At 68.4% G+C, this 16,100-nt stretch carries 17 protein-coding genes; 6 read left to right on the top strand and 11 right to left on the bottom strand.

What is annotated here, in order from left to right; translation table 11 throughout:
- The 3 genes from OV208_RS23560 to nuoE are packed head-to-tail and all read right to left on the bottom strand — an operon-like array spanning position 1 to position 2,373.
- On the bottom strand, positions 1-507 hold the full coding sequence (locus OV208_RS23560) for an NADH-quinone oxidoreductase subunit J (protein WP_267576124.1): 507 nt from the start codon (positions 505-507) through the stop codon (positions 1-3).
- On the bottom strand, positions 504-1,844 hold the full coding sequence (nuoF, locus tag OV208_RS23555) for an NADH-quinone oxidoreductase subunit NuoF (protein ID WP_120542541.1): 1,341 nt from the start codon (positions 1,842-1,844) through the stop codon (positions 504-506). Before nuoF ends, OV208_RS23560 begins: the two co-directional genes overlap by 4 nt.
- A 40-nt stretch (positions 1,845-1,884) precedes the next feature.
- Positions 1,885-2,373: a complex I 24 kDa subunit family protein gene (gene nuoE / locus OV208_RS23550; RefSeq protein WP_120535507.1), complete on the bottom strand. Its 489-nt coding sequence runs from the start codon at positions 2,371-2,373 to the stop codon at positions 1,885-1,887.
- Positions 2,374-2,477: 104 nt separating this feature from the next.
- Between nuoE and OV208_RS23545 the strand changes: the two genes are divergently transcribed.
- The 3 genes from OV208_RS23545 (at position 2,478) to serB (ending at position 6,209) form a co-directional block, all read left to right on the top strand.
- Positions 2,478-3,230, top strand: coding sequence for a TIGR02266 family protein (locus OV208_RS23545; RefSeq protein WP_267576123.1), 753 nt, complete (start codon positions 2,478-2,480; stop codon positions 3,228-3,230).
- An 82-nt stretch (positions 3,231-3,312) separates the two neighbouring features.
- Positions 3,313-4,932 carry a serine/threonine protein kinase gene (locus tag OV208_RS23540; protein ID WP_267576122.1) on the top strand — a complete coding sequence of 540 codons (1,620 nt, stop codon included), beginning with the start codon at positions 3,313-3,315 and terminating at the stop codon, positions 4,930-4,932.
- Positions 4,933-5,003: 71 nt separating this feature from the next.
- On the top strand, positions 5,004-6,209 hold the full coding sequence (serB, locus tag OV208_RS23535) for a phosphoserine phosphatase SerB (RefSeq protein ID WP_267576121.1): 1,206 nt from the start codon (positions 5,004-5,006) through the stop codon (positions 6,207-6,209).
- Positions 6,210-6,217: 8 nt separating this feature from the next.
- Here serB and OV208_RS23530 read toward each other — a convergent pair whose 3' ends face one another.
- On the bottom strand, positions 6,218-7,078 hold the full coding sequence (locus tag OV208_RS23530) for a general secretion pathway protein GspE (protein WP_267576120.1): 861 nt from the start codon (positions 7,076-7,078) through the stop codon (positions 6,218-6,220).
- A gap of 83 nt (positions 7,079-7,161) precedes the next feature.
- Here OV208_RS23530 and OV208_RS23525 point away from each other — a divergent pair, with 83 nt between their 5' ends.
- Positions 7,162-7,356, top strand: a complete 195-nt coding sequence (locus OV208_RS23525) for a CPXCG motif-containing cysteine-rich protein (protein WP_120541511.1) — start codon at positions 7,162-7,164, stop codon at positions 7,354-7,356.
- Positions 7,357-7,605: 249 nt separating this feature from the next.
- The gene (locus OV208_RS23520; RefSeq protein ID WP_267576119.1) at positions 7,606-8,058 is read left to right on the top strand and encodes an Hsp20/alpha crystallin family protein; all 453 of its coding nucleotides are present in this window, start codon (positions 7,606-7,608) and stop codon (positions 8,056-8,058) included.
- A 127-nt stretch (positions 8,059-8,185) separates the two neighbouring features.
- Here OV208_RS23520 and OV208_RS23515 read toward each other — a convergent pair whose 3' ends face one another.
- From OV208_RS23515 to OV208_RS23490, 6 genes are all read right to left on the bottom strand, one after another.
- Positions 8,186-8,815, bottom strand: a complete 630-nt coding sequence (locus OV208_RS23515; protein WP_120533359.1) for a response regulator — start codon at positions 8,813-8,815, stop codon at positions 8,186-8,188.
- Positions 8,816-8,858: 43 nt separating this feature from the next.
- Complete coding sequence (locus OV208_RS23510; RefSeq protein ID WP_267576453.1) at positions 8,859-9,431, bottom strand: KdsC family phosphatase; 573 nt, start codon at positions 9,429-9,431, stop codon at positions 8,859-8,861.
- 23 nt (positions 9,432-9,454) lie between these two features.
- Positions 9,455-10,291, bottom strand: coding sequence for a 3-deoxy-8-phosphooctulonate synthase (gene kdsA, locus OV208_RS23505; protein ID WP_267576118.1), 837 nt, complete (start codon positions 10,289-10,291; stop codon positions 9,455-9,457).
- Positions 10,288-11,937: a CTP synthase gene (locus tag OV208_RS23500; protein WP_267576117.1), complete on the bottom strand. Its 1,650-nt coding sequence runs from the start codon at positions 11,935-11,937 to the stop codon at positions 10,288-10,290. Before OV208_RS23500 ends, kdsA begins: the two co-directional genes overlap by 4 nt.
- A gap of 86 nt (positions 11,938-12,023) precedes the next feature.
- Positions 12,024-12,257 carry a hypothetical protein gene (locus tag OV208_RS23495; protein WP_120533363.1) on the bottom strand — a complete coding sequence of 78 codons (234 nt, stop codon included), beginning with the start codon at positions 12,255-12,257 and terminating at the stop codon, positions 12,024-12,026.
- Positions 12,258-12,582: 325 nt separating this feature from the next.
- A complete protein-coding gene (locus tag OV208_RS23490) occupies positions 12,583-14,307 on the bottom strand; it encodes an ABC transporter ATP-binding protein (RefSeq protein ID WP_267576116.1) in 1,725 nt (574 codons plus the stop codon).
- A 169-nt stretch (positions 14,308-14,476) separates the two neighbouring features.
- Here OV208_RS23490 and OV208_RS23485 point away from each other — a divergent pair, with 169 nt between their 5' ends.
- On the top strand, positions 14,477-15,325 hold the full coding sequence (locus tag OV208_RS23485) for an aldo/keto reductase (RefSeq protein ID WP_267576115.1): 849 nt from the start codon (positions 14,477-14,479) through the stop codon (positions 15,323-15,325).
- Between the two features lie 20 nt (positions 15,326-15,345).
- Here OV208_RS23485 and kdsB read toward each other — a convergent pair whose 3' ends face one another.
- Positions 15,346-16,083 (bottom strand): 3-deoxy-manno-octulosonate cytidylyltransferase, encoded by a 738-nt coding sequence (gene kdsB / locus OV208_RS23480; protein WP_267576114.1) that lies wholly within the window; start codon positions 16,081-16,083, stop codon positions 15,346-15,348.
- Positions 16,084-16,100: the final 17 nt, after the last annotated feature.

Here is a 16,100-nt window from a genome sequence, read left to right as displayed (position 1 = left end):
TCAGATCCGGGACTTGGCCACCACCACCGCGCCCACCATCGCCACCAGGAGCAGCAGGCTGACGGCTTCGAACGGGAGCAGCCAGACGGTGAAGATGGACTGGCCGACGGAGGCCATGGTGCCGAACGTCGCCTGGGCCTGGGGGCCCAGGTTGGCCGGCATGGCGTTCGTGCGGCCGAGCGTCACCGCCAGCACGGCCAGCAGGCCGAACGCGGAGGCCCCGCCCAGGATGCGCGTCACCGTGGGGCGGCCGCGGTGGGCCGCGTCCCCCAGGTTCAGCAGCATGATGACGAACAGGAAGAGCACCATGATGGCGCCCGCGTAGACGAGCACCTGGATGACGGCCACTGTGTGCGCCCACAGGAGCACGTAGATACCGGCCAGGAAGAAGAACGTCGACACCAGGGCCATGGCGGAGTTGATGGGGCTCCGCGCGGTGATGACGAGCCCCGCCGACACCAGCGTCATGACGGCGAAAACGCCGAAGAGAACCAACTCAGTGTTCAAGACCAATCTCCGTAGGAACCCCAGGGGTGCTCACCGAACGGGCAGCGCTTCTCCCGCAGGTGCGCCTCGAACTCGTCCCGGAACCGCATGAGGAAGGAGTGCGTGGGCAGCGCCGCCGCGTCGCCCAGCGCGCAGATGGTGTTGCCCAGACCGATGGGCGGGTAGGGCGCGATGGAGGACGCCACGTTCGACAGCATGTCGATGTCGCCCGGCTCTCCCCGGCCTTCTTCAATCTTGCGCAAGAGGCGCGTCTGCCAGGGCGTGCCCTCGCGGCACGGCGTGCACTGGCCGCAGGACTCTTCCGCGTAGAAGCGGGCCACGCGCCACAGGCTGCGCACCATGCAGGTGGCGTCGTCCATCACGATGACGCCGCCGGAGCCGGCCATCGTCTGCTTCATCTTCAGCGCCTCGAACTCCAGCGCCACGTCCAGCTCGTCCGCGCCCAGCACCGGCGCGGAGGACCCGCCCGGGATGACCGCCTTCACCTTGCGGCCCTTGGGCATGCCCTGGCCGTACTGGTCGTCGTGGATCAGCTCCAGGATGGTGGTGTGCATCCCCACCTCGTAGACGCCCGGGCGGTTCACCGAACCCGACAGGCAGACCAGGTGCGTGCCGCCCGACTTGTCCGTGCCCAGCTTGGCGTACCACTCCGCGCCCTTGGCGAGGATGGGGGGCACGCTGGCGAGCGTCTCCACGTTGTTCACCACGGTGGGGCTGCCGAACAGGCCCACCACGGCGGGGAAGGGCGGCTTCAGGCGCGGCCAGCCCTTCTTGCCCTCCAGGCTCTCCAGCAGCGCCGTCTCCTCGCCGCAGATGTACGCGCCCGCGCCGCGGACGACGTAGCAGTCCAGCTGGAAGTCCTTGCCCAGCATGGACTTGCCGAAGATGCCGGCCTTGTAGGCCTCGTCGATGGCCGCCTGGGTGCGCTCCGCCTGGAACTTGAACTCGCCGCGCAGGTACACGTAGCAGGTGTGCACGCCCAGCGCGTACGACGCGATGGCGATGCCCTCCAGCATCATGTGCGGGTCGTTCTCCAGGATGTAGCGGTCCTTGAAGGTGCCCGGCTCGGACTCGTCGCCGTTCACGGCGAGGTACTTGGGCTTGGGGCTGTCCTTGGGGACGAAGCTCCACTTCATGCCCGTGGGGAAGCCGGCGCCGCCGCGGCCGCGGAGGTTGGACTTCTTCACCTCGTCGATGATGGCCTGGGGCTCCATCGTGAGCGCCCGCTTGAGCCCGTCGTAGCCGCCGCGCGAACGGTAGCTGTCCAGGGTCCAGGACTGGGGCTTGCCCCAGGCCGCCGAGATGACGGGTTCAACCGCCTTTGCCGTAGAGGCCATGGATGGATGTCCTAGGAAAGCGAGGGGGAGGAGGGGCGACTCACGACAGCCGGGCCAGGATGGCGTCCAGCTTGGCCTGGGTCAGGCTCTCGTGGTGGTCCTCGTTGATCTGCAGGCAGGGCGCCGTTCCGCAGGACGCCAGGCACTCGGTCTCGCGCAGGGTGAACTTGTCGTTCGTCTCCCCCGCCGTCATGCCCAGCTTCTGCTCCAGGTAGGCGAGCATCTTCTCCGCCCCCCACAGCGAACAGGACAGGTTCGTGCAGACGTCGATGACGTACTTGCCCGGTTTCTTCAGGTGGTACATCACGTAGAAGCTGGCGACCTCGTAGGCGCGCTCCGGCGTGACTTCCAGATTCTTCGCCACCAACCGCAGGCCTTCGGGCGGCAACCAGCCCTTGAGGTCCTGAAGAAGGCGAAGCGCGGGCAACATCCCGGCGCTTTTGCGATCAGAGGGGTAGTGCGAGAGGATTTCCGCGATCCCCGCGTCGAACTTCTTCTGCTCTTCAGGAGTGAACAGGGGCTCCGCCATGGCGGGCCGTACGTATTGCCGCAATGGCTTCGTTGTCAACATAAACCCTCGGCGGTAGACTGGACCGCCATCAGCAAATTTCCGAGCGATTTCAACCCCTTGTTATGAGCCCGGACCCTGCGGACCAGCGGCAGCACTCTCGTATCCCCACCGTCCTCCGGGTGGACTACCCGCATGGGCGTCCGCTCCGGGACGTGACGGAGAACCTGTCCGCCGGGGGTTTCTTCGTCCAGACGGAGCAGCTCTTCGTCGTGGGCGACGAGCTTCGGCTTGCACTTTCTTTCCCGGGACTGCTGGATCCGGTAGAAGTCAGCGGCACCGTGGCCTGGGTGCGGCTGGCGGCTCCGGATCAGCCCGGGGGTGTCGGCATCCGTGTGGAGAGCGAGCAGGATCGGCGGCGACTGGGTGACATCTTGAGTGCGGCGGGACCTGACGACAGCGCGACGAACCCTTCCGAACAGGACGGGTACCGCGTGCTCATCGTCGAGGACAACCCCCACATCATCGAGATGTACAGCTATGTGCTGAAGAAGCTCGCGAGCAACGATCTGCACGGCAAGGTCCCGCTGGAGGTCCACTTCGCGCCGGACGGGCACCATGCCCTGCTGCGGCTGCGCGAAGACCGCTTCAGCCTGGTGATGCTGGACCTGTACATGCCGGTGATGGACGGGTTCGCGCTGGTGGAGCGCATCCGCGAAGAAGAGGCGCTCAAGTCGATTCCGGTCATCGCCATCTCCGCGGGCGGCAAGGAAGCCCAGGATCGCGCGATGCAGCTGGGGGTCGACATCTACCTGCGCAAGCCGGTGCGGTTCGTGGAAGTGCTGGAGACGGTGAAGCAGCTGCTTCGCATCCAGTAGGCCCAGGCTGGAACCCGAGGTGCGGGTTCCTCGCTCCAAATATTGAAGCTTCGGGGTAGGGGCGCGTAGAGTCCGCGCACCCATGACGAAGCCCGCAATCCATCGTGACACCGTCAGTGGCGAGGCGCTGCTCATCCTGCAGAATCTGCGGGAGAACGGCCGCCTGGGACGCTCGAACAAGCTGGCCGACGTGAAGGCCGCCCTCGAACCGTCCGTCTCGCTGGAGTTCGACAACTACTTCTTCTTCCTGCGCAAGTTCCACTACATCGCCATGGACCGCGAGGCCCAGCTCAAGCTCACCGAGCAGGGCGAGAAGGTGGTGGGCGGGGACCTGGCGGACCGCTTCGCCCAGGAGGTCGACGAGTTCTTCGCCGATCAGCTGACGGCGGAGGAGCCGACGCACATCGGGCGTCTGGAGGAGGACGAGCCGATGAGCGTCCCGCCGCCGCCGCCGGAGCTGCTGCTCGACGAGGCGGAGGTGGACGGTGGCGCCGGGGCCTCCCAGCCCTCGCAGATGGGGCCGCCCCCCGTGCCTTCGTCGCGCACCCACCGGGTGGCGATGCCGGCGCTGGAGCTGGGCACGGCCGCGCCCCCGGTCTCCTCGCCTCCCATCCAGACGCCGCAGCCGTCGCCCTGGCAGGACGTGCCGGAGCCCCGGCGGGAGACCCTCATCGGGCTGCCGCCCTCGCCGCCCACCCCCGCGCCGCCCGCGCCGATTCCCAGCGCTCCCCACCCCCTGGTCATCACCTCTCCGCTCGCCGCCGCGCCCGCTCCGATGCCCCCTCCCTCCACGACTCCCGCCCCCGCAGCTCCGGTCCCGAACGCCGCCGCGGTGGCGAAGGGCTCCAGCGACCTGGACCTGCGCTACCAGAAGTTCGACCCCATCGGCACGGGCCCTCTGGGTACGGTCTTCAAGGGTCGCTACAACGCCCTGGGCCTGGACATCTGCATCAAGGAGCTGAAGGACATCTTCGGCTACTTCTCCTTCCTCCAGCGCGGTGAGGTCCTCAAGCGCCTGAAGAAGGAGCTGTGCGCGCAGGCGCAGGTGCGCCACCCGGGCGTGGTGCAGATCATCGATCAGAACGTGGAGTCCACCCGGCCGTACTTCGTGGTGGAGCTGATGCGCGGCAGCCTGAAGGAGAAGCTGGAGTCCAGCGGCGGCAAGGGCATCGACGTGCCGCATGCGCTGCGCACGTTCCTGCAACTGGCCTATGGCCTCCGGGCGGCGCACGCCGCGGGCCTCACGCACCACAACCTCAAGCCGGAGAACGTCCTCTTCGACGCGTACGGCAACGCGAAGCTCGCCGACTTCGGCATGAGCCGCGTGGTGGAGGTGGACGCCACCAAGGGCATGCCCCAGGTGTTCATGGGCATGGGCGGCATGGTGTACATGGCGCCCGAGCTGATGAACCGGGCTGGCAAGGAGCCGGGTCCGTCCGCGGACGTGTACGGCCTGGGCATCCTGCTCTACGAGATGTTCACCGGGCAGATCCCCGGCCGCCGCTCGCCCCTGCCCTCGGAGGTGAACCCGGAGGCGCCCAGCGGCCTGGATCATCTCTTCGACAAGGCCACCCAGGACAAGCGCGAGCAGCGCTACCCGGACGTGGATGCGATGCTGGAGGACTTCTACAAGGCCTTCCCGGATGGCGAGTACCTGGAGCGCGGCTCGCTCATCATCTCGTCCGACACGCAGCAGGACTGACCTGAAGGGCAGGCGGGCCTCCACGCGAGGCTCGCCCGTCCCCGGGCGGACTGTCAGACTGCGGCGCGCCCATGACCGCGCGCCCCTCCGACACCGTCCTCCTCACCGTCACCGGAAGGGACGGCCCCGACACCACCTCCCGCCTCACCGGACTCCTCGCGGATGCAGGCGCGGAGCTGCTCGATGTGGAGCAGGTGGTGGTGCAGGGCCTGCTCACCCTGGCACTGCTGGTGCGCCCCTCCGCCAGTTCCCCCAACGGACAAGACCCGTGGCAGGCGCTGCTCCTCGCGGCGCGCGAGCTGGGCGTCACGGTGGATGTCCGCGCGGTGGCTTCTGTCGCCACGCCTCCGGGCCCTGAACCGCTGCGCTACGTCGTCACCGGCGTGGGCAAGACGCTGGGCGCGCGCGAGGTGCACGCGCTGACGGCGCGGCTGGCGGAGCAGGGGGCTCGCGTGGAGCGCATCACCCGCCTGAGTGAGACACCGCTGGGGTCGGTGGAGCTGCACGTCACGCTGGCGCCGGACGCGGACCCGTCCTCGCTCAAGCGCGCGCTGCTGGCGCTGTCCATGGAGAGCCCCACGTTCGACGTGGCCCTCCAGCGTGAGAGCCTCTACCGGCGCGGCAAGCGGATGGTGGTGATGGACATGGACTCCACGCTCATCCGCATCGAGGTCATCGATGAGCTGGCGCGGGCGCATGGCGTCCACGCGAAGGTGGCCGCCATCACCGAGCGCGCGATGCACGGGGAGATGGACTACGACGAGTCCCTGCGCCAGCGCGTGGCGCTGCTCGCCGGGCTGGACGTCCAGGTGCTGCGCGAGCTGGCGGCGAACCTGCCGCTCACCGAAGGCGCGGAGACGTTGATCCGCGTGCTCAAGCGACTGGGCTACCGCACCGCGGTCATCAGCGGCGGCTTCTCCGTGGCGGCCGAAGCGCTCCAGGCGCGCCTGGGCATCGACTTCGCGTACTCCAACACGTTGGAGGCCCAGGAGGGGAAGCTCACTGGCCGCACCGTGGGCACCATCGTCAACGCGCGCCGCAAGGCGGAGCTGCTGGAGACGCTCGCGAAGCAGGAGGGCGTCCTGCTGGAGCAGGTCATCGCGGTGGGCGACGGGGCCAATGACCTGCTGATGCTGGAGAAGGCGGGCCTGGGCATCGCCTTCCGCGCCAAGCCCAAGCTGCGCGAGGCCGCCGACACATCCATCTCCGCCGGCGGGCTGGACGCCATCCTGTACCTGCTGGGCCTCACCGCGCGCGAGCTGCGCGAGGTGACGTAGCGCCTTCGCTACAGGCGCATGCGCGCGGCCAGTTCGCGCTGCTGCACCTGGCCCTTCTCGAAGACGAGCTCCAGGAGCGCGCGCAGGATTTTGGAGCTCTTCTCCTGGTTCTGCTGCACCGTCTGCAGGCGCTGCAGGTCCGCCTCCGTCCACTCGGAGGTGGGCGAGCCGCCCGCGAGAATCTCATCCAGGATGTCGGAGGCGCTGGAGCCCGCGGCCGCGGCGGCGGGCGGCGCGGCCCTCTCAGCGGAGCGGGCCGGCGCGGCGGCGGCGGGCGGGGCGGCGTTCGGGTCGACGATGTCGCTGATGCGCTTGACGACCGTCTTGCCGCTCATGTCCACGACCTTGAACTCCTCCTCCTCCGGGAGCTCGCCCGCGTCCTGCTGCTTCGAGTCGGGCTTGAAGCGCTTCTTGTCCACCGGCTCCTGGTTGCGGTAGTGGCGCAGGATGGCGTGCTCGATTTCACGGTCGCCCGCCACCATGGGCACCACGCGAGCGCGGCTGCGCGCCGCCACCTGGTCCAACGTCGCCAGGTCCGTGGGGTCCGACATCGCGAGCACCAGCGTCTTGCCGTTGTCCTTGAGTTGGACCGGGAAGACGCCCTTCTGCTCGGCGAGGATGACGTCCACGCGCGACAGCGCGGCCGCGTCCTTCGTCAGGTTGCCCAGTTGCACGCGCGGCATTCCCAACCCCTGGCAGATGGCCTGGGTGATGGTCTCCTCGGACGCCAGTCCCAGGTCCGAGACGACGCGCGACACGCGCCCGCCCCACTGGTCCAGCGACGCGAGCGCGCTGCGCAGCTGCAGCTCGTCGATGACGCGCGCCTTGATGAGGATGTCGGCGATGCGATTTCGGGAAGGGGGAGCCATGGGGTGGGGATTCTAGCGTCTGATGGCGCGGACGCTCAGTCCACGTCGTCGAACTGCCTCGCCAAGAGGCCAGGAGGCTGAAGATGCAGCCCTTCGCGGATGCCGCCACCCAGACGTGCCCGTACTGCGGTGAAGAGGTGGAAGTCGACGTGGACTCGCTGGGCGCCTCCTCCGAGGCCTACGTGGAGGACTGCCCCGTCTGCTGCCGGCCCTGGGAGGTGAAGGTCACCCGGGACGAGGACGGGCCCTCCGTCACCCTGGGCCGCGACGACGACTGAGCCTGCCGGCCAATGCCTCTCCGGCAAGGGAGCAGGCGGGCAGGCGGGCGGACAGGACGCCTCCAGCACCGCGCCCGGGATGGCCAGGGCCGTTGCTTGACACGTTTCAAAGCATGGTTCTCTTGAGTCTTGTGAGGCGCTGACGGGCCCTCCTGAAACACCGAAGCCTGGGCCCGCCCGCCGCACTCAACAACGACCGTGAACCCGCACGACGTGCGTCCCAAAGGACGACACGCTCAGGAGAAGACCATGCTCAACCACCGCAACGCCTACAACGCCGCCGTCACGCTGCCCCTGCTGCGCGACTTCGACCTGCTCTTCCGCGAGCTGTCCTCGGCGTCCGCCAACACCCGCCCGGACATGGAGCACACCCTGACGCCCGCGGCCGACATCCTCGAGGCCGAGGCCGGCATCACGCTGCGCATCGACCTGCCCGGCCACGATGCCAAGGCCATCCAGGTGAAGGTGGAGAACAACGTCCTGACCGTGCGCTCCGAGCGCAAGGCGGAGACCGTCGCGGAGGGCACCACGCTGCGCCGCCAGGAGCGTTCCACCGGCGTCTACGCGCGTCAGTTCCGCCTGCCCGACACGGTGGATGCCACCCGTGTGGAGGCCCGCTACGACAATGGCGTGCTGTCCCTCACCCTGCCGCGTCGCGAGGAGACCAGGCCCCGCGTCGTCGAGGTGAAGGTCCAGGGCTGATGCACGTGCATCACCCGACGCCACTCAGGGAGGCCGCTGTCCTCGCGAAAGACGAGGTGCGGCGACTCCCGCCAGCATCAACCGACCCGAGGGCTTCCGCTGTGGGCCAGGCGGAAGCCCCCGTCCTTTACTTGCGGTTGGCGCTGGCGCCGAGGGCCATGGGCACCCGGAACAGCTCCAGCACCGCGTTCACGTCCAGGGGCTTCGCCAGGCACGCCACCGCACCGGCCTGCTTGGACTGCTCCACGACGTCCGGCGTGTGATTGCTCGTCATGGTGATGAGCCGCACGCCCTCCATCTGCTTGCGCGCACGGATGCGCTTGCAGACTTCGATGCCGTCGATGTCCGGCATGTTGATGTCCATGAGCATCCCGTGCGGCTTCTGCTCCGACACCAGCAGGAGCGCCTCCACGCCGCTCGTCGTCGTCTGGATCTCCACCTGGTTCGCGTAAGGCTTGAACGCGCGCTTGATGGCATCCAGCGTCTGTCGCTCGTCGTCGACAATCAGCAGGCGCACCGTGCTGCTGCCCAGCTCCTCGGGCACGGGCATCTGGTGGGTGACCAGGAAGGTGCGCAGGTCGGTCGAGCGCACCCGGCGGTGACCGCCCGGCGTGCGGAAGGCCATCAGGATGCCCCGGTCGATCCACTTGCTCACCGTCGACGGATCCACCTGAAGCAACCGACTGATGTCGTGCGTCGTGTAGAGCTGGTCCGTCATCGCCGTACTCCCCTCTGACTGCATCGTTCCACTTGCCATGGAAATAAACACCTACCTTGGATGCGGGGTTTGATCAACCCACCTACCTGCTGCGTTTATCAGGACTTCTCATCAGACCCACGGCGTCATCCCAACGGCCACTGGCACGGAGGCACAACTCCACCAATTCGCGGGCGGCTCCGTGACCGCCAACGTTCTGGGTAACGAAGTGCGCGTCCTGGCGCACCTCTGGAACCGCATCCGCGGGACAGGCGGAAAGCCCTGCGAGCGACATGGGGTCCAGGTCGTTGAGGTCATCGCCCATGTAGGCGCACGCTTCGGCGGGCACCTGGAGCTGGGCGAGCAGCTCTTGCAGCGCCGGGCCCTTCTCCTTGCGGCCCTGAAACACGGCGGCCAGGCCCAGCTCGCGGCCGCGTGCTTCCACGATGCGAGAGGTGCGCGCGGTGAGGATGGCGGCGGGCAGGCCCACCAGCCGGGCCATCACCAGCGCATGGCCATCCTTCACGTTGAAGCGCTTCATCACTTCGCCGTTGTCGCCGTAATACAGGCCGCCGTCGGTGAGGACGCCGTCGACGTCGAACACGAGCAGTCGCACGCGTGACGCACGAGACGTCAGCTCTTCCCTGCCCGGTTTGGAAGGCGCTTCCGTCTGCATGGCCTCCTCACCTTTCGCGTCCATCAACCGGCTTCGTGACCCAGCGCGCGACGGATGCTGAGCACATCTCGTACCACGTCCTCGAACATCTGTGGATTGAGCGAGCACGGACCGTCACACAGGGCACGGTCGGGGTCTTCGTGGACTTCTGTGAATAAAGCGTCAATCCCGGCGGCAGCGGCGCTGCGGGCCAGCAGTGAGACGAACCTGCGCTCGCCGCCCGTCTTCCCGTCGCTGGAGCTGGGAAGCTGCACGGCGTGGGTGGCGTCCATGCACACGACGAGGCCGGCTTCGCGCATCTGGGCGAGGCCGCGCATGTCGACCACGAGGTTGTTGTAGCCGAAGGAGGAGCCCCGCTCGGTGACGAGGATGTTGGGGTTGCCCGTCTCCACGGCTTTCTTCGCTGAGTGGACGATGTCCTTGGGGGCCACGAACTGTCCCTTCTTCAAGTTCACCCCCCGGCCCGAGCGCGCCACCGCCTCCACCAGGTCCGTCTGCCGGCACAGGAAGGCAGGTATCTGGATGATATCCACGACTTCAGCGGCTGGCCCGACGTGGCTGGTTTCATGGACGTCCGTGAGCACGGGCACGCCCACCTCCCGCTTCACGCGGTCGAGGATTCTCAGACCTTCCTTCAAACCCGGTCCGCGGAACGACTTGCCGCTGGTCCGGTTGGCTTTGTCATAGGAACATTTGAAGGCATACGGGACGCCCAGCCGGTCGGTGATGCCCTTGAGCAGGTGGGCGTGGCGCAGGGCCATCTCCTCGGACTCGATGCTGTCCGGGCCGGCGATGACGAAGAGCTTCTCGCCGGGGCCGACCTTGTAGCCGCACAGCTGGATGGAAGGCGTCGTGCTCATGCGCGCACCGGGGTGGCGGGGGCCGTGCCGCGGGAGGAGTCCCGCTGGGCGAGCGCCGCGCTGATGAAGCCAGAGAAGAGGGGGTGGGGAGCGAAGGGCTTGCTCTTGAACTCCGGGTGGAACTGGCAGCCGACGAAGTAGGGATGATCCGACAGTTCAATCATCTCCACCAGATTCAGCTCCGGGTTGTGTCCGGAGATGACGAGCCCCGCCTCCTGGAGCCGGCCGCGGTAGGCGTTGTTCACCTCGTAGCGGTGCCGGTGGCGCTCCTGGATGGCTTCCTGCGCGTAGAGCTTGCGCGCGACGGTGCCGTCCTTCAGCGCGCACGCGTAGCTGCCCAGGCGCATGGTGCCGCCCTTGTCCTGCACCTTCACCTGGCTCTCCATCAGCGTCACCACCGGGTGGGCGGTGTGCTCGTCGAACTCCAGGCTGTTGGCGCCCTGGAGGCCCAGCACGGAGCGGCTGAACTCCACCACCGCCATCTGGAGGCCCAGGCAGATGCCGAAGAAGGGCAGCTTCTGTTCGCGCGCGTAGCGGACCGCGGCGATCTTCCCTTCGGTGCCGCGCACGCCGAAGCCGCCGGGCACGAGCACCGCGTCCACGCCCGCGAGCGTCGTCTCCGGGCCCTGCGCCTCCACGTCCTGGCTGTCCACGAAGCGCAGCTTCACGCGCACATCGTTGGCGATGCCGCCGTGGAGCAGGGACTCGTTGAGGCTCTTGTAGCTCTCCGTGAGGTTCACGTACTTGCCCACGATGGCGATGGTGACTTCACCTCGCGCGGGCTCGTAGATTTTGCGGACGATGGTCTCCCACTTCTCCAGGTGGGGCGCGCGGCTCCAGATGTTGAGCACCTCCGCCAGCCGCTCATCCAGGCCCTGGCGGTGCAGCTCCAGGGGCAGCTCGTAGATGCTGCGCACGTCGGGGGACGTGAACACGTTGCCGTTGTCCACGTTGCAGAACATGGCGATCTTGTCCTTCAGCTCGCGCGAAATCTCCCGGTCGGTGCGGCACAGGAGGAAGTCCGGCTGGATGCCGATTTCGCGCAGCTTCATCACCGAGTGCTGCGTGGGCTTGGTCTTCACCTCGCCCGCGGCGCCGATGTACGGCAGGAGCGTCAGGTGGATGTAGACCGCGTTCTGGCTGCCCACGTCGTAGCGCATCTGGCGGATGGCCTCGAGGAAGGGCAGCGATTCGATGTCGCCCACCGTGCCGCCGACCTCCACGATGACGACGTCCACGTCCTGCGAGGCCTGGCGGATGCTGGCCTTGATCTCGTCGGTGATGTGGGGAATCACCTGGACCGTCTTGCCCAGGTACTCACCGCGACGTTCCTTGGTGATGACCGCGTTGTAGATGCGGCCGGAGGTGAAGTTGTTGAGGCGGCTCATCCGGGCGTGGGTGAACCGCTCGTAGTGGCCCAGGTCCATGTCGGTCTCGCCACCGTCCTCGGTGACGAAGACCTCGCCGTGCTGGAAGGGGCTCATCGTGCCCGGATCCACGTTGATGTACGGATCCAGCTTGATGAGCGTGATGTCCAGCCCGCGGTTCTCCAGGAGGGCGCCAATGGATGCGGAGGCCAGTCCCTTCCCCAGCGAGCTGACCACGCCGCCCGTCACGAAGATGAACTTGGTTTTCTTGGAGCGCATGTCCCTTCCTGCCAAGAGGGCCAGGGTGCGTCAAATAATCTCTGCCGGGTGAACGGCTGGCTGGCCCCGGAAGGCCAGCCGGCGTTTCACTGCGCGTCCCAACCCCCCGGCCGGGCGACCGCGAACTGCTGGGCGGACGGCTGCCCCACGCGGAAGCGGCGCAGGTCGCAACCTCGGCAACTCCAGCCTTCCCAGCCTTTCTTCACGACCTGGTGGAGACAGGCGTCGTAGTTGGGGCAGAAGAGGTTGCGCTGGTCGTCCACCGTCTCCTCGTCACGGAGGGCGGAAGGCAAGGGGATGGGACACGGCGTGATGGACACGGAGCTCTCCGATGGGCGACCACGGCAGTCGTGGATGGCGCTTCTCCCCCGGCGGCTCGAACCGGCAGGCCGGACGGACATTCCCAGGGGGTAGGACGGACAAAAAAAGTCGCCCCCGTCGGGTGACGAGGGCGACCGGTACCGCGGACGTCAACCACCGCCGGGAGACCCCTGGGCTAGCAGGAAACCGCGACGGAGGTAGACGCCTGATTCTTGCTGTCGATCAAGGCATCACCTCCTTTCTTGAGGCGCTTGAGATAATGCGCCCCTGCTTTTCGCGCCACGGGGACTGCGGGATGGAGGGAGCCGGTCGGGGAACGACCGTTCAGGCGGCGACCACCTGGTGCTCCACGAGGCGGCGGTAGAGGCCGTCCTGCGTCATGAGGCTGGCATGTGTGCCGCTCTGGACCACACGGCCCGACTCCAGCACCAGCACCCGGTGGGCGTTGGCCACGGTGGACAGGCGGTGGGCGATGATGAGGGTGGTGCGCCCCCGCATCAATCGCTCCAGGGCGTCCTTCACCAGGTGCTCGCTCTCCGCGTCCAGGGCGGAGGTGGCCTCGTCCAGCACGAGGATGCGCGGGTCCTTGAGCACGGCGCGGGCAATGGCGACGCGCTGCTTCTGGCCGCCGGACAGTTGCACGCCGCGCTCGCCCACCGCGGTCTTGTAACCGTCCGGGAAGCGGCTGATGAAGTCGTGCGCGTGGGCGGCCCGGGCGGCGGCCTCCACCTGCGCGTCGGTGGCGTCCGGGCGGCCGTAGCGGATGTTGTCCCCGATGGAGCAGGAGAACAGCAGGGGCTCCTGGGCGACCATGCCCACGTGCGTGCGCAGCCAGCTGGGGTCCAGCGTGTCCAGCGCGCGGCCGTCCAGGAGCAGCCGGCCCTGCTGCGGGTCGTAGAAGCGCGACAGGAGGGCGGCGAGGGTGGACTTGCCGGCGCCGGAGGAGCCCACCACGGCGACGACCTCTCCGGCCTGGAGGGTGAGGTCGATGCCCTGGAGCACCTGCACGTCCGGGCGTGAGGGGTAGGCGAACTTCACGTCCTGGAAGTCCACCCGGCCTTCGACGGTGGCGGGGCGCTCGCCCTGGGCGATGGGGATGGCGGGCTCGCGGTCCATCAGCTCGAAGACGCGCTCGGCGGCGCCCGAGGCGCGCATGAAGTCCGCCCACAGGTCCGCCAGGGAGCCCAGGGACATGGCCACGAGCATCGTGTAGATGAGGAACGAGGTGAGGGCGCCCACGGTGAGCTGTCCGTCCACCACCAGCCGGCCGCCGTACCAGAACACCGCCACCGCGGCGATGTAGCCCGCGCTGGAGACCGCGCCGATGAAGATGGCGCTCTGGCGCACGCGGCTGCGGGCGACCTCGAAGGCGTGCTGCACGGTGTTTCCGTAGCGCGTCACCTCCGACGGTTCCGCCGCGAAGCTGCGCACGGTGCGCAGGCCAGACAGGCTCTCCTCGGCGACCTCTCCGGCCTTGGCCAGCGCGTCCTGCACCTCACGCGCGAGGTGGCGCACGCGCCGCCCGTACAGCACGCTGCCCACCGCCACCAGCGGGACGATGGCGAGCATCAGGAAGGTGAGCGAGGGCGAGGTGTAGAAGAGCAGCGCGATGCCGCCCAGCGCCTGCATGGCGTGGCGCAGGCCCATGGAGACGTTCACGCTCACGGTGTTCTGCAGGACGGTGGTGTCGGACGAGAGCCGGCTGGTGAGCTCCCCGGTGCGGTGGGTGTCGAAGAAGGCCACCTCCTGGTTCATCAGCCCGCGGAAGAAGTCGCGGCGCAGCCGCATCACCACGCGCTCGCCGGAGACGCTGAAGAAGTAGGCGCGCAGCGCGGTGGCGACGCCCTGCACCAGGAAGACGGCCAGCATGGTGAGCGCGGCCCGGTCGATGAGGGTGCGGTCCTTCCCGTTGAGGGCCTCGTCGATGAGGATCCGGATGCCCTGTGGGTAGACCAGGCTGGCGGCGCTGCTGAGCAACAGGAAGATGGTGGCAAGTGCCAGCGTCGGAAGTTCGGGGCGCGCCAGGGACAGCAGTCGGCGCACGGTCACGCCCGGGGTGGGACGTCGGGAGGGCGGAGGGGTTTCAGGAGGAGGCACCCGCGGAGCCTACTGGAGTGTCGGCGGTCACGCAGCCCGGGAGGTGGGTGCCGGGTCGGGATGCAGCCGGGGCGGCCGGGGTGCTATTTCCGGGGTGGGGTCCCATCGCGAGGGAGCGGCCATGGAAAAGCGCGTCTTTGGCAACACCGGGGTGAAGGTGCCGGTCATCGGTCAGGGCACCTGGCAGATGGAGAGCGATGACGCGGAAGGTGCCATCCGCTCCCTGCGTGCGGGTCTGGATCTGGGCCTCACCCACCTGGACACCGCCGAACTGTACGGCCAGGGCCGGGTGGAGGAGGCGCTGGTGTCGAAGGCCATCGCGGGCCGGCGAGACGAGGTGTTCCTCGTCTCCAAGGTGATGCCGTCCAATGCGACGCGCAGTGGCACCGTGGCGGCCTGCGAGCGAAGTCTGAAGCGGCTTCGCACGGACCGGCTGGATTGCTACCTGTTGCACTGGCCCGGTTCCCACCCGCTGGAGGGCACGGTGGAGGCCTTCGAGCAGTTGGTGACGGACGGGAAGATCCGCTCCTGGGGTGTGAGCAACTTCGCGGTGGATGAGCTGGAAGAGGTGCTGGCCATCGCGGGGCCGAAGCGCATCGCGTGCAACCAGGTGCTGTACCACCTGGAGGAGCGCGCCATCGAACACACCGTCATCCCCTGGTGCGAGGCCGAGGGCGTGGCGGTGGTGGCCTACAGCCCGTTCGGCAACGGTCGCTTTCCGAAGCCCTCCAGCACGGGGGGCAAGGTGCTGGCGTCCATCGCGCAGGCGCGTGGCGTGACGCCGTACCAGGTGGCGCTCCAGTTCCTGGTGCGCGGGACGTCGATGTTCGCGATCCCCAAGGCCAGCGACGAGTCCCACATGCGCGACAACGCGAAGGCGGCGTCGCTGAAGCTGACGCCGGAGGAGCTGAGGCGCATCGACGCGGCGTTCCCCCGGGGCGACGAACCGGACGAGCTGCCGAGCATCTGAGCCAGGCCGCGCGGGCGCTCTCAGCCGCGCTCGCGCAGCAGGGCCTCCACGCGGGCCACGTCCTCCGGCACGTCCACCGCCACCGTGCGCCAGGACACCTGGGCGCAGCGGATGCGCAGGCCGTGCTCCAGGGCGCGCAGTTGCTCCAGCTTCTCCGCCTCCTCCAGCGGGGTGGGGCTGAGCGTGGCGAGCTTCAGCAGCGTGTCGCGCCGGTAGCCGTAGAGGCCCAGGTGGGCGTGGCGCTGCACGGGCGTGCCGGGCTCGCGGACGTGGGGCACCGGGGCTCGGCTGAAGTAGAGCGCGTCGCCGTTGAGCGCGAGCACGGCCTTCACCACGTTGGAGTTCTCCAACTCGTCCGGCTCCAGGGGGCGCACCAGCGTGCCCATGTGGACGGTGTCGTCCTGGAAGAGGGCCGCGAGCACCTTGAGCGCGGCGGGGTCCACCAGCGGTTCGTCGCCCTGCACGTTCACCCAGACCTCCACGTCCGGACGGGTGCGGGCCACCTCCGCGATTCGGTCCGTGCCGGTGGGGCAGGCGGGGCTGGTCATCACCGCCCGGCCGCCGAAGCCCTCCACCACGTCGCGGATCCGCGCGTCGTCGGTGGCCACCCACACCTCGTCGAAGGCGTCGGCTTCCTGACAGCGGCGCCAGACATGTTCGATCATGGGGCGGCCGGCGATGGGGGCGAGCGGCTTGCCAGGGAAGCGCGTGCTGGCATGGCGGGCGGGGATGACGGCCACGGTCCGGGAGGCGGGCATGGGGCGTCATCTATCAG

Source organism: Corallococcus sp. bb12-1 (assembly GCF_026626765.1).
Lineage (GTDB): Bacteria > Myxococcota > Myxococcia > Myxococcales > Myxococcaceae > Corallococcus > Corallococcus terminator.
Note: the sequence above shows the minus strand (reverse complement) of the source record. Positions and strands in the feature narration are given on the sequence as shown.

Coding starts and splice junctions, on each gene's coding strand:
- OV208_RS23540 (WP_267576122.1), top strand. CDS start 3,313: ATGACGAAGCCCGCAATCCATCGTGACACCGTCAGTGGCGAGGCGCTG.
- OV208_RS23545 (WP_267576123.1), top strand. CDS start 2,478: ATGAGCCCGGACCCTGCGGACCAGCGGCAGCACTCTCGTATCCCCACC.
- OV208_RS23515 (WP_120533359.1), bottom strand. CDS start 8,815: ATGGCAAGTGGAACGATGCAGTCAGAGGGGAGTACGGCGATGACGGAC.
- kdsB (WP_267576114.1), bottom strand. CDS start 16,083: ATGCCCGCCTCCCGGACCGTGGCCGTCATCCCCGCCCGCCATGCCAGC.
- OV208_RS23485 (WP_267576115.1), top strand. CDS start 14,477: ATGGAAAAGCGCGTCTTTGGCAACACCGGGGTGAAGGTGCCGGTCATC.
- OV208_RS23525 (WP_120541511.1), top strand. CDS start 7,162: ATGCAGCCCTTCGCGGATGCCGCCACCCAGACGTGCCCGTACTGCGGT.
- nuoF (WP_120542541.1), bottom strand. CDS start 1,844: ATGGCCTCTACGGCAAAGGCGGTTGAACCCGTCATCTCGGCGGCCTGG.
- OV208_RS23510 (WP_267576453.1), bottom strand. CDS start 9,431: ATGCAGACGGAAGCGCCTTCCAAACCGGGCAGGGAAGAGCTGACGTCT.
- kdsA (WP_267576118.1), bottom strand. CDS start 10,291: ATGAGCACGACGCCTTCCATCCAGCTGTGCGGCTACAAGGTCGGCCCC.
- OV208_RS23530 (WP_267576120.1), bottom strand. CDS start 7,078: ATGGCTCCCCCTTCCCGAAATCGCATCGCCGACATCCTCATCAAGGCG.
- OV208_RS23500 (WP_267576117.1), bottom strand. CDS start 11,937: ATGCGCTCCAAGAAAACCAAGTTCATCTTCGTGACGGGCGGCGTGGTC.
- OV208_RS23520 (WP_267576119.1), top strand. CDS start 7,606: ATGCTCAACCACCGCAACGCCTACAACGCCGCCGTCACGCTGCCCCTG.
- nuoE (WP_120535507.1), bottom strand. CDS start 2,373: ATGGCGGAGCCCCTGTTCACTCCTGAAGAGCAGAAGAAGTTCGACGCG.
- serB (WP_267576121.1), top strand. CDS start 5,004: ATGACCGCGCGCCCCTCCGACACCGTCCTCCTCACCGTCACCGGAAGG.